Here is a 13,544-nt window from a genome sequence, read left to right as displayed (position 1 = left end):
GACGCCGGCCAAATATCGCGTAAGCTGGTCGCTGCATCACGAAAAAGCCTGAATCTTCCGCCGATCAGAAGCCGAAACGATGCTCATAGTGCCCGCCTGGAAGTTGTCGAAAAACGGCATCTTGTCGTGGTGCGGAAACAAACTTTCGGCCAAGTGTTGCGATGCAACCAATTGCATTTGGACCGGTTTTAGGGACATTGCCGTGGCGGTGACGCCGCACTGCGTCCCCAACACGGAACCTTAGATGAATATCCAGACCAATCTCGCACAGATCGAAAAGACGAGCGCCAGCTTCCCGGCTGTCACCGACGAGCCGATACGCTCCAATTTCCTGCCGGAAGATCGGCTGCGCGCTTTGGGCGCAGCCCTTGCCAATGGCGATGCCAAGGACTTGTTCGGTCTGACGCCTTTCGATTTTCAGGCGCGCATCCGCGACAGCGCCAGGAAAATTCTCGATGTCTACCGTTCCACCAACGCTGCCCAGGCGAGGGGCGAAACGATCACGCCCGCGGCGCAGTGGCTGCTCGACAACAACTACCTGGTCGAGGAGACCATTTTTCAGGTCAAGCGCGACCTGCCGCGCCGCTTCTACCGCCAGTTGCCGACGCTGAAACTGTCGGATGGATCCAGTGTGCCGCGCGCACTGGCGGTCGCGTGGACCTATGTCGCGCATTCCGACAGTTCCGTCTCGTCGGCCATGTTCAAGGCGATTGTCGAAGGCTTCCAGTCCGTCGAGCCACTGAAGATCGGCGAATTATGGGCGCTGCCGTCGCTGCTGCGCTTCGTCCTGATCGAGAACCTTCGCCGGATCGCGGTCCGCGTCAATCGCACGCGGGAACTGCGCCAGATCGCCAACGAGGTCGCCGACCGTGTGCTGGCGACGGACGACAGCGCCGACCGGCAGGCGATACTTTCCCACTACAGCGCCCATGCGCAGGACACCACCTTCGCCACCCAGTTGCTCTACCGGCTGCGTGACGGCTCGCAAAATGCCGGCAGGGCGCTGGAATGGCTGGAGGGCGAGCTGGAACGGACCGGCTCCGACGCCGAGGAGATCATCCTCAGCGAGCACCACACGCTGTCCAGCGGCAACGTGACCACCGGCAACATCATCCGCGGCCTGCGCCTGATCAACGACATCGACTGGACGGTGTGGTTCGAGGGCGTCAGTCGCATCGACACCTTGCTGCGCGAACGCACCGATTTCGCCGCGCTCGATTTCTTTTCCCGCGACCAGTACCGGACTGCGATCGAGGAGCTGGCGCGCCGTTCCGATCTCTCCGAATTTCGCGTTGCCGAAAGGGCGATCGAGCTCGCCGGCCATGCTGCCGCTGCACCGGGCTCCGAAACCGGTCCGATCGCTTACACCGACGTCGGCTTCTTTCTGGTCGGCCCGCGCCGGCAGGAGCTCGAGCGGTCGATCGGCTACCGGCCGACCATCGGCAAGACGCTCAACCGGACCTTCCGCAAGACCGGATGGCTGGGCATTGTCGTGCCGGTGTTTGCGCTGACGGTCCTGCTTCTGGTCGTTTCCGGCAATGCGCTTGCCAATCTCGGCCTGTCGGTGCCGTCGATCGTCCTGATGCTGGCCCTGTTCGCGGTGCCGGCCAGCGAAGGCGCGCTCGCGTTCTTCAACACCGTCGTCTCGCTGTTTTTGAAGCCGACGCGTCTCATCGGCTATGATTTCAGGCACGGTGTGCCGCCCGAGGCGCGCACGCTGGTGGTGGTGCCGTCGCTGATCGGCTCGCGCGACGATGTCGAGGAGAACATCCGCAACATCGAGGTGCATCACCTCGCCAACACGGCGGGCGAAGTCTATTTCGCGCTGCTTTCCGACTGGCCGGACTCCAAGACCGAGATCGATACGGCGGATGTCGAAATCCTCGAATTCGCCCGCGCCGAAATCGCCAGGCTGAACGCCCGCTATCCCTCGGAAGGGGCGCCGCGCTTTTATCTGCTGCATCGGCGCCGGCTCTACAACGCGTCGCAAGGCGTCTGGATGGGCTGGGAGCGCAAGCGCGGCAAGCTGCACGAATTGAACCTTCTGCTGCGCGGCGACAGCGACACCACCTTCCTGCCGTTGGAAGTGCCATTGCCGGAGAGCGTCGTCCACGTGATGACGCTGGACGCCGACACCCGCACCACCCGCGACGCCGTCGCTGCGCTGGCCGGCAAGCTTTGCCACCCGCTCAACCGTCCGCATTTCGATGTCGCACGGCGCGAGGTTACGGCAGGTTATTCCATCCTGCAGCCGCGCATCACCGCGTCGCTGACCAGTGGCGACGAGGCGTCGTTCTTTCAGCGTGTCTTTTCCGCCAATCGCGGGCTCGACCCGTACGTCTTTGCCGTGTCGGACCTCTACCAGGACATCTTCGGCGACGGTTCCTTCACCGGCAAGGGTCTTTACCATGTCGACGCCTTCGAGGCGGCGCTGAAGGGTCGCATCGAGGAAAACACCATCCTCAGCCATGATCTGCTCGAAGGCGCCCTGGCGCGCTCGGCCTTGGTCACCGACGTCGAACTGGTCGAGGACTATCCGACCCGCTATTCGGTCGATGCGTCGCGCCACCATCGCTGGGCACGCGGCGACTGGCAGCTTCTGGGCTTCATCCTCGGCCCACGCTCAAACGTGCCGGCGCTGTCGCGCTGGAAGATGGTGGACAATCTGCGCCGCTCGGTGACGCCGATCTTCTGGGTGATGGCCGCGATCGCCGGGTGGACGCTGCTGCCCTTCACGCAGGCCGCGCAATGGCAGGCGCTGCTGATCCTCACGCTGTTCATGGCGCCCACTTTCGACATCGTCAACGCCATCCTGCCGAAGAGCGGCGATCAGACGCCGCGCGGCCATTTCTCGGCACTGGCGCGCGACGTTGCCTTCGGCACTGCCCTGGTGGCGCTGAAGATCGTGCTGATGGCGCACCTTGCCTGGATGATGGGCGACGCGATCATCCGCACGCTCTACCGCCTGTTCGTCAGCCGCCAGAACCTGCTCGAATGGCGCACCGCCTCGCAGGCACACAAGGGCGGCGACAACGATCTCGGCTCCTACTACAGCATCATGTACGGCGCCGTGATCATCGGCGTCGTCGGCCTCGCTGTCCCGGTGCTGGCCGATTCCACCGGCGCCTTCGTCGCCTTCTTCTTTGCCTTGTTCTGGATCGGCTCGCCCGCCATCGCCTGCTGGATCAGCCGTTCGGCCGAAACCGAGGACCGCCTGCGCATATCGGCCGCCGACATCCACGCGCTGCGCACCGTGGCGCGGCGTACATGGCACTATTTCGAGACCTTCGTGACGGCCGAGCATCACCATCTGCCGCCGGACAATTTCCAGGAAAGCCCGGCCCCCGTGGTGGCGCCCCGCACCTCGCCGACCAATATCGGCGTCTACCTGCTGTCGGTGATTTCGGCACGCGATTTCGGCTGGATCAGCCTCTCCGACGCCGTCAACCGCATCGACGCGACCATGTCGACCATCGAGAGCATGCCGCGCGACCGCGGCCATCTCTTCAACTGGTATGACACGACGACCCTGAAGCCGCTCTACCCACTGTACATTTCGGCGGTCGACAGCGGCAATCTCGCCGGCCATCTGGTGGCCGTGGCCGCTGCCTGCGCCGAATGGGCCGAAGCGCCGTCGGTGCATGTGCAGGGCGACTTCGAAGGCATCCTCGACACCGTCACCATCCTCGACGAAAGCCTTGAGGAACTGCCCGACGACCGGCGTCAATTGCGGCCCTTGCGCCAGCGGCTCGCCGACCGTCTCGACGGCATGCGGCGGGCGGTCGAATTGATCAAGGCGCAGCCGGAGATGGCGTCGATCCGTACCATCAACCTGGCCGTCCTGGCCGGCGAGATACGCAAGCTCGCGACAGCCATCCACACCGAGGCCGCGTCGACCCAGAGCGACACCATCGCCGATTGGGCGGCCAGGCTCGAAGCCACCTGCGAGGCGCATGTGCACGACGCGCACAGCGACGAAAACGCGGTCGCGGCATTGCGGGCCAAGCTTCTGACCTTGCGCGAGCGCACGCGCCGCTTCGCCTTCGAGATGGATTTCTCGTTCCTGATGCGGCCCGAACGCAAGCTCTTGTCGATCGGTTACCGGGTCGAGGAGCATCAGCTCGACGAAAGCTGCTACGACCTTTTGGCCTCCGAGGCGCGGCTGACCAGCCTGTTCGCCATCGCCAAGGGCGATTTGCCGACCGAGCACTGGTTCCGGCTCGGCCGGCCGATCGTCGAGATCGGCTTCCAGGGCGCACTGATGTCCTGGTCCGGCTCGATGTTCGAATATCTGATGCCGCCACTGGTGATGAAGGAGCCGCAAGGCAGCATTCTCAACCAGACCAGCAAGCTCATCATCAAGCGCCAGATCCAGTATGGCCGTTCGAAGAACGTTCCCTGGGGAATTTCGGAAGCGGCCTACAATGCCCGCGACCGCGAGCTGACCTATCAGTACACCAATTTCGGCGTGCCCGGGCTCGGCCTGAAGCGCGGCCTTGGCCAAAACACGGTGATCGCGCCTTACGCGACCGTGCTGGCAGCGCAGTTCACGCCGCATGAATCCGTGCAGAACCTGGCCAGGCTGAGGCGGCTGGGCGCACTGGGCCGGCATGGTTTCTACGATGCGGTGGATTTCACGCCGCAACGCGTCCCCGAGGGCACCGACCATGCCGTCGTGCTCAACTACATGGCCCACCACTCCGGCATGTCGATTGCCGCAGTTGCCGATGCGATCTTCGAAGGGCGCCTGCGCGACCGCTTCCACAGCGATCCGGTGATCGAGTCGGCCGAATTGCTGCTGCAGGAAAGGGCGCCGCGCGACATCCCGACTGCGACCGTCAGGACCGAGGCCGACGAGCGCTCGAAGGACGAGACCGAGCTGGAAAGCCCGGATACCCGCATCGTGCTCGATCCGCTCAGGGCGCTGCGCTCGACCAGTGTCATGTCCAATGGCCGCTATTCGGTCATGGTCACCGCCACCGGCTCCGGCTACAGCCGCTGGGGCGAACTTGCCGTCACGCGCTGGCAGCCGGATCCGACCGAGGACCGCCTTGGTTCCTATATTTTCCTGCGCGACGCCAGCAGCGGCGACTGGTGGTCGGCCACCGCCGAGCCGAAGCGCGCCGCCGGCGAGCGTGCGCAGACGCTGTTCTCCGACGACAAGGCGAGCTTCGTCAAATCGATTGGATCGCTGCGTTCGGAAGTCGAGTGCATCGTCATCTCGGAAGGCAATGGTGAGGGCCGACGGGTGACGCTCCACAATGATGGCCCCGCCGACCGGCATATCGAAGTAACCTCGTTTGCCGAACTGGTGCTGGGCTCCGAGCCCTCGGATAATGCCCATCCGGCTTTTTCGAAGATGTTCGTGGAAACCGAGATCGCGCCGAACAACGGCGCGATCTTCGCCACCAGGCGCAAGCGCGAAAAGGACGAACCCGACGTCACCATGGTGCATTTCGTCACCGACCCGTCTGGATCGGCGCGAGACGCCGAGGCGGAAACCGACAGGCGCGCCTTCATCGGCCGCGGCCGCACCATCACCGAAGCGGCAGCCTTTGATCCCGGCGCCAAGCTTGGCGGCCATTCCGGCTTCACCCTGGATCCGATCGCATCGCTTCGCCGGCAGGTGCGCGTGCCGGCCAACAAGAAGATTTCGCTGACGTTCTGGACCGTCGTCGGTACCCATCGCGCCGAATTGGATGCCGCCATCGCACGGCTCGACCATCCCGAAAGCTTCGCCCGCCAGGCGATGCTCGCCTGGACGCGCTCGCAGGTGCAGACCCGGCACCTTGGCCTCAGCCTGTCCGACGCCGCCAATGTGCAGAAGCTGGCGCGCTATCTGATCTATCCCGATCCGTTCCTGCGCCTTCCGGGCGAATCCATCGTCTCCGGGCTCGGCAGGCAGTCCAGCCTGTGGCCGACCAGCATATCCGGCGATTTTCCGATTTTCCTGGTCAGGATCGCCGATGTCGCCGATCTGGAGATCGTCGCCCAGGCGCTTCGCTTCCAGGAATACATGCGCGCCCGCGGCATGATGATCGATTTTGTCGTCGTCAACGAGCAGGCGTCATCCTACGTGCAGGACCTGCAGCGCGCGGTGGAGACGCTGTGCGAAAACAGCCGGTTGCGCGGCAAGGAGCTGGGACCCCGCCAGCACATCTTCGCGGTGCGCCGCGATCTGATGGAGGAAACGACCTACAGGACCTTGCTCGCCGTCGCTCGGGTGGTGCTGCATACGCGCAACGGCACCATCTTCGACCAGATCGAGCGCGCCGAGGCCGCGGCATTGCAGGCGCGGGACGCCGCCCTCCAGCCGGCAGACCTTGCAGCGCTTCGCGAGCCGTCCTTGCCGGTGCCGACGTCGCAAGCATCGGCCGCTCAGGCACTGATCGAGGGCCGCGTCGACGGCAGCGGGCTCGACCAATGGAACGGGTTCGGCGGCTTCGACGGCGGCGGACGCCACTACGTCGTGCGTCTTGCCGGCCGGCGCACGACGCCGCAGCCGTGGATCAACGTCATCTCCAACCCATCGTTCGGGTTCCATATTTCGGCTGAAGGCGCTGCCTTCACCTGGAGCCGCAACAGCCGCGACTATCAGTTGACGCCATGGTCGAACGATCCGGTCACCAACCGGCCGGGCGAGGGCATCTACATCTACGATCACGCCAGTGGCAGGGCGTTCTCGCCAATCGCTGCCGTGGTGCGTGATCCGACAATGACCTACGAAACCTGGCACGGGCAGGGTTTTTCGACGCTCCGCTCAAAACGCGGGCCCCTGTCGATGGACCTGACCCATGTCGTCGATCCCGTCGATCCGGTGAAGATATCGCGGCTGCGCATCCAGAATTCGGGTTCGGTGCCGATGCGGCTGCGCGTCTACGCCTATGCGGAATGGGTTCTTGGCGGCCATCGCTCGCGCACCGCTGCAAGCATCGTTCCGTCGAGGGATGCCGCAACCGGCGCATTGCTGGCGCAAAATCCCTATGGGCTCGATTTCGGCGAGCGGATCGCCTTTCTGGCCGCCGACGGTGCTGTGCATTCGGTCACCGCCGACCGCGGCGAGTTCATCGGCAGGCAAGGCACGAGCGAGTTTCCGCATGCCGTGCTGAGCGGCGCCGGCCTGTCCGGCCGTGTCGAGGCCGGCGACGATCCCTGCGCGGCCATCGCACGCGACATCGACATCGCTGCCGGCGGCGACGTCACGCTGCTCTGGCTGCTCGGCGACGCGGCCTCACCCGAGGAGGCCAGCGCGCTGGTGCAGACCCATCGCTCCAGGGATTTCGATCAGCGGCTGGCTGACAACGAGCGCACATGGCGCGGCTTTCTCGACACCATCCAGGTCGAGACGCCGGACAAGGCACTCGACGCCATGGTCAATCACTGGCTGCCCTATCAGAGTCTGGCCTGCCGCATCCGTGCCCGCTCTGCGTTCTATCAGGCGAGCGGTGCCTTCGGCTTCCGCGATCAGTTGCAGGATACCTTGGCCTTGCTGGCGCATGACCCCAAGCTGGCGCGTGATCAGATCCTCAACGCGGCGCGGCGGCAATTTCCCGAAGGCGACGTGCAGCATTGGTGGCTGCCGCGCACCGAGGCCGGCGTCCGCACCATGATCTCGGACGACGTGGTCTGGCTGGCCCACGCCACGGCCCGTTACCTGCTGGTGACCGGCGACACCGCGATCCTGAAGGAGCAACTGCCCTTCATCGAAGGGCAGGCGCTGGGCGAAGGCGAGCACGATGCTTTCTTCATCCCGGAAATCTCGAAGAAGACAGCCTCGCTCTACGACCATTGCGCGCGGGCGCTCGATCTTGCCGTCAAGCGCAGCAGCCCAGCCGGGCTGCCGCTGATCCTCGGCGGCGACTGGAACGACGGCATGAACCGCGTCGGCGAGCACGGCAAGGGCGAGAGCGTGTGGCTGGGCTGGTTCCTGCTGAAGACGCTGGGCGACTTTGCCGCTGTCGCCAAGGCTGAGCGCGATGCCAAGCGCGTGCAGGCCTGGACGAAGCACGCCGAGGTGCTGAAACGGGCGCTGGAAAGCACCGCCTGGGATGGCGAGTGGTATCGGCGCGGCAGTTTCGACGACGGCACGCCGCTCGGCTCGCGCAAGTCGGACGAGTGCAAGATCGACTCGATCGCCCAGTCCTGGAGCGTGCTTTCGGGCGAGGGCGACCCGGCGCGGTCGACCACGGCAATGGCGCAGGCGATGAAAGCGCTCGTCGACGACGACCTCAACATCGTCAAACTGTTCACCCCGCCCTTCTCGAAGACGGAAAAGGACCCGGGCTACATCAAGAGCTATCCGCCGGGGGTCCGTGAAAACGGCGGCCAATACACGCACGCGGCAACATGGTTCGTCATTGCGCTCGCCGAAATGGGCCGCACCGACGATGCCTACCGCTGCCTTTCAATGCTCAATCCGGTCTACCATGCGCGCGATGAAGCCGCGGCAGAGCGCTACCGCGTGGAACCTTATGTCGTCGCGGCCGATGTTTATTCCGGGCAAGACAAGGGCGGCCGCGGCGGCTGGACCTGGTATACCGGGTCGGCGGGCTGGCTTTATCGCGCCGCGGTCGAGAGCATTCTCGGCATAGAGCGCCGCGGACAGCGCCTCCAGTTCACGCCGAGGCTTCCTAGCCATTGGGACGGCTATTCGGCAACTCTGAAGATGCTGGGCGCCGAGATCAAGGTACGCGTCGTCCGCGACAAAAAGGCCCGGGCCATCTCACTTGAAGTGAATGGCACGAAGACCAAATCTTCGTCCTTCGAGCCAAAAGCCGGAGATAGCGCCGAGGTGGTCGTCAGAATACCGGCCTAGATTCAAGGGCTTGGAGCGTCGCTTAGCGTTCCCAGGGCACGCACGGGCGCTCCAAGTGCCTCTACCGGTTATATTTGCGTTTGACCTTGCTGAATGCCTGCACACGACTTTAGACGTCGTGCCCAGGGTCTTGCTGATTAAAATTGTGGCAGTGCTTTCCAGCTGCCATGATTTTGCCGCAACGCTGACATTTCACCTTTTATCTCAAACTGTTAGACGATCACGGCAAATTTCGAAGCGTCGTCATCTTTTGTTCGCGGAATGGGAACGGAAGAGCTAGACGAGCATTGTTTTGCGACGCGTCAACCGATACGAGTCAAAAAATGACGCACTGCACCATAAATAATTGGCGGAGTAGCTGAAGTGTCACTTCTGCAAATCTACTGGCGAGCCCTTGGTTATCTCGCTGCCGACAGGAAACGCGTTGCGTTTATCTGCGGGGCGAATGTCGCGCTTGCCATTATCGCCATTCTCGAGCCGATCATGTTCGGCCGGGTGATCGATGCCATTTCGGACCGCGGCTCGGTATTCGCGACGCTCGCAATGTGGGCCGGCCTCGGCGCGTTCAACATCATCGCCTTCGTGCTGGTGGCGCGCGGCGCCGACCGCTTTGCCCACCAGCGGCGCAGCGAGGTTCTTTGCCAGTCGTTCGAGCGCGTGATCACCATGCCGCTTGCCTGGCATCATCAGTGCGGCACCTCCAATTCCCTGCACACGCTCCTGCGCGCGGTCGAGACCTTGTTCAGCCTCTGGCTGGAATTCATGCGGCAGCATCTGTCGACGGCGGTTGCGTTGGTCCTGCTGGTGCCCACCGCGCTCAGCATGGATATCCGCATGTCGATGGTGCTGCTGGCGCTTGGCGCGCTCTATGTCGGCATCGGACGGCTGGTGATGCGGCGCACCAAGGAAGGCCAGGCGGCCGTGGAGCGGCACTACCACAAGGTATTTGCGCATGTGACCGACTCGGTCAGCAACGTCGCCGTCCTGCAGAGCTACAACCGCATCGGCCATGAGACCGAGGCGCTGAAGTGCTACGTCAAGAACCTGCTCGACGCACAGAATCCGGTGCTCGACTGGTGGGCGATGGCCAACGCGCTGCACCGCCTGTCGTCGACGATTTCGATGATGGTGGTGCTCTTGATCGGCGCCTATCTGGTGACGCACGGCCAGTTGCGCATCGGCGACGTCATCGCCTTTACCGGCTTTGCCACGCTGCTGATTGCCCGGCTCGACCAGATGTCGGCCTTCGCCAACCAGATTTCCGAGGCGCGCGCCAAGCTCGAGGAATTCTATCATCTCGAGGACTCTGCATCCGACGCCGCCGAGCCCGATGGGCTGCGCGATCTCGTCAACGTCACGGGTCATGTGCGTTTCGAGAATGTCTGCTTCGAGTTCGGCAATTCCGGGCAGGGCGTCGACGACGCGTCGTTCGAGGTCCAGGCCGGCCAGACCGTCGCCATCGTCGGCCCGACGGGCGCCGGCAAGACGACGCTCATCAACCTTCTGCAGCGCGTCTTCACCCCGTCCAGCGGCCGTATCCTGATCGACGGCATCGACACCCGCACGGTGACCCGCAAGTCGCTGCGCCATTCGATCGCCACCGTCTTCCAGGATGCCGGCCTGCTCAACCGCTCGATCGAGGACAACATCCGCGTCGGCCGCGCGGAGGCGAGCTATGACGAGGTCCATGCGGCGGCCAATGCCGCCGCCGCGCAGGATTTCATCCTGTCAAAGAGCGAGGGCTACGACACGGTCGTCGGCGAACGCGGCGGACAGCTGTCCGGTGGCGAGCGCCAGCGCATCGCGATCGCCCGCGCCGTGCTGAAGGACGCGCCCATCCTGGTTCTCGACGAGGCGACCAGCGCGCTCGACGTCGAGACGGAAGACCGCGTCAAGGACGCCATCGACGAATTGCGGCGCGGCCGCACCACCTTCATCATCGCCCACCGCCTGACCACCGTTCGCGATGCCGATCTGGTCGTGTTCATGGACAAGGGCCGGGTGGTCGAGATGGGCGGGTTCACCGAACTGTCGCTGCGCAACGGTCGCTTCGCCAGCCTGCTGCGCGCCGGCGGCCTGCTCAACGACGAGGAGGTCCGCCGCCTCAGCCGTCCGGTGAACGAAGCCGCTTGAGCAGCGCGGCTTGCCTTCTCCCCTATGGGAACCACAAGGGGGGCAGCGCCATCGCAGGTGGAGAGCCGAGGCTTTCGCTCTACGATGTACCCCCACCCCTAACCCCTCCCCACAAGGGGGAGGGAGACTTCCGTTGGCGCTGACCTCGGCAAATTTGCCTGCCTTTCGGCGCCAAAAGGGGAAGTAAGGGCATGCGGCAGCGTTCCCTCCCCCTTGTGGGGAGGGTTAGGGTGGGGGTCCATCTTCGTAAGAATCCAAATGCGATTGCCCCGCCGTTCACGGGGAGAACGGGAGACGCCGTACCGCCGCTGCGGTTGCCGCAACTCCGCCGGCGGTCTATGTAAGGCGGCATGAGCGACACGACTTCACGCCTCTCCGGCTGGATGGACCTTGCCAACCCGACGCGGTTCGTCGGGCTGGCCGAGAAGGTCGTGCCGTGGCTGGCGAGCGTTGCCGCCATCATCCTCGCTGTCGGGCTCTACATGAGCTTCACGGCGCCCGAGGACTTCCAGCAAGGCATCACCGTTCGCATCATGTATATCCACGTGCCTTTCGCCTGGCTCGCCATGATGTGCTACACGCTGATGGCGGTCTCGGCACTGGGCACGCTGGTCTGGCGCCATCCGCTGGCCGACGTGGCGCTGAAATCGGCGGCACCCATCGGCGCCGTCTTCACCGCCCTTGCACTGATCACCGGGTCGATCTGGGGCAAGCCGATGTGGGGCACCTGGTGGGTATGGGACGCGCGGCTGACCTCGGTCTTCATCCTGTTCCTGATGTATCTCGGCATCATCGCGCTGACCCGCGCGCTCGACGATGCCGGGCGCGCCGCGTGGGCCGCCGCCATCATCACCCTGGTCGGCTTCATCAACATTCCGATCATCAAATTTTCGGTCGACTGGTGGAACACGCTGCATCAGCCGGCGTCGGTGTTCCGGCTCGGCGGCCCGACCATCGATCCAAGCCTGTTGTGGCCATTGCTGGTGATGGCACTCGGCTTCAGCGTGCTTTTCTTCGCGCTGCACCTAGCGGCGATGCGCACGGAAATCCTCCGCCGCCGAGTCATTTCGATGCGCCGCGTCGCGGCAAGGCAGGCTAACTGACCGCCGTCGAGTTCCTTCGCGCCCCCCTCTGTCCTGCCGGACATCTCCCCCTCAAGGGGGGAGATTGAATGTCACGTATCGTTTCGCCAATCGCGAATGTTGAAAGAGAGGCGAAGCTACCGATCTCCCCCCTTGAGGGGGAGATGGCCGGCAGGCCAGAGGGGGGGTGCTGTCCCTCCAGCGTTTGAAGGATTTTGTACCTGAAGCGCACGCGCTCCAGCTGGACTCACCCCATCCGCCCGCGTGCTGCCACCGGCAGCGTTTCCAGCACCTTGTCGCCTTCGATCAGATGCACCTCGTCGAACAGGTTGGTGACGACGCAGCAATGGTCGGGCACGACGCGCACGCGCTCGCCGATGCGAAGCTCGGCGCCGCCTGACAGCGTGACGTTGCCGTGCTCTTCGCTGAGGCTGGTCACCCTTGCGCCTGAAATGCCCAGCAGCTCACCGAAATCGGCGAGCCCCAGTGTGTCGCTGGACAGGGCCTTGCTGCCGGCGTCGAGGATGGCGCGTGTCGGCGTTGGGTGGCTGACCACCGTCGACAGCACCGTCAGTGCGCAATCGTCGAGGCTGCCGACGCCTTTGGCGACCTGGTAGCGGTCGAGATAGATGTAGGTGCCGGGCCGGTATTCGGTAACGACGCTGTGCTCGCCGGAACGCCACATATCGGGTGTGCCGCCGCTGGAGATGCGCTCGCAAGCAAGGCCGGCTGCGGCAAGTGCTTGCCGCGCTTCGGCGAGCCACGCCTCGGTCTCGGCGGCGCGGCCGGCCCCCGGGTAGGTCATCAAGCCGCCGAAGACGAGCCCCCGAACCTTGTCGATCTCGCTCGCCAGCGCGACTGCCTCGCCGGCCGACTGCACACCGCAGCGGCCCATGCCGGTGTCGCATTCGACCAGCACCGGCAGGCGGTGGCCGGGATCGGCAAAGGTGGCGGCAAGCCCCATCAGCGTGTCCATGCTGTCCGTTGTCACCGACAGGGTTACGCGGCCGTGCAGCGCCTTGAGGCGCTCCAGCTTGGCCCGCCCGACGATATTGTAGGGCAGAAAGATGTCGGTCAGTCCGGCATCGGCCATGACCTCGGCCTCGCCGATCTTCTGGCAGGTGATGCCGACGGCGCCCGCCGCGATCTGCTTCTTTGCCCAGTAGGGCAGCTTGTGGGTCTTGACGTGCGGCCTGAGCTTCAGCCCGTGCCGGTCGGCATGGGCCTGCGCCCGCGCGATATTGGCTTCGGCGCGGTCGGCATCGATCAGGATCGCCGGCGTATCGAGGTCGTCTATGCTGCGCATGGTCTCACCATCGGAAAATTGGTTGACCTTATGGCCCTGATCGGACCGCATGTCATGGGGCCAGCGACAGCAGTTTGCATCGACACCGGATGGACGTTCGGCTATTGCGGTTTGAGCAATTCCAGGAAAAGTGTGAAACGGTTTTCCGTCCGGAATTGCGTCCAAAAAAAGATCGAGCGGTTCGGCGTTTCCGTGAAACGATGAACCG

4 protein-coding genes are annotated in these 13,544 nt (G+C 64.3%); 3 read left to right on the top strand and 1 reads right to left on the bottom strand.

Annotated features, from left to right (window positions below; translation table 11 throughout):
- The first annotated feature begins 244 nt into the window (after positions 1 to 244).
- The 3 genes from NKI41_RS06845 to NKI41_RS06835 all read left to right on the top strand — a co-directional run bounded on the left by NKI41_RS06845 (position 245) and on the right by NKI41_RS06835 (position 12,051).
- Complete coding sequence (locus tag NKI41_RS06845) at positions 245 to 8,815, top strand: glycoside hydrolase family 94 protein (RefSeq protein ID WP_352682113.1); 8,571 nt, start codon at positions 245 to 247, stop codon at positions 8,813 to 8,815.
- Between the two features lie 363 nt (positions 8,816 to 9,178).
- Positions 9,179 to 10,948, top strand: coding sequence for a glucan ABC transporter ATP-binding protein/ permease (locus tag NKI41_RS06840; protein WP_352682111.1), 1,770 nt, complete (start codon positions 9,179 to 9,181; stop codon positions 10,946 to 10,948).
- Between the two features lie 350 nt (positions 10,949 to 11,298).
- Positions 11,299 to 12,051 (top strand): heme ABC transporter permease, encoded by a 753-nt coding sequence (locus tag NKI41_RS06835; RefSeq protein ID WP_352473660.1) that lies wholly within the window; start codon positions 11,299 to 11,301, stop codon positions 12,049 to 12,051.
- Positions 12,052 to 12,277: 226 nt separating this feature from the next.
- Here NKI41_RS06835 and NKI41_RS06830 read toward each other — a convergent pair whose 3' ends face one another.
- The gene (locus tag NKI41_RS06830) at positions 12,278 to 13,336 is read right to left on the bottom strand and encodes a D-TA family PLP-dependent enzyme (RefSeq protein ID WP_352682109.1); all 1,059 of its coding nucleotides are present in this window, start codon (positions 13,334 to 13,336) and stop codon (positions 12,278 to 12,280) included.
- Between the last annotated feature and the right edge of the window lie 208 nt (positions 13,337 to 13,544).

The sequence above is a fragment of the Mesorhizobium sp. M0601 genome, assembly GCF_040320845.1.
Lineage (GTDB): Bacteria > Pseudomonadota > Alphaproteobacteria > Rhizobiales > Rhizobiaceae > Mesorhizobium.
Note: the sequence above shows the minus strand (reverse complement) of the source record. Positions and strands in the feature narration are given on the sequence as shown.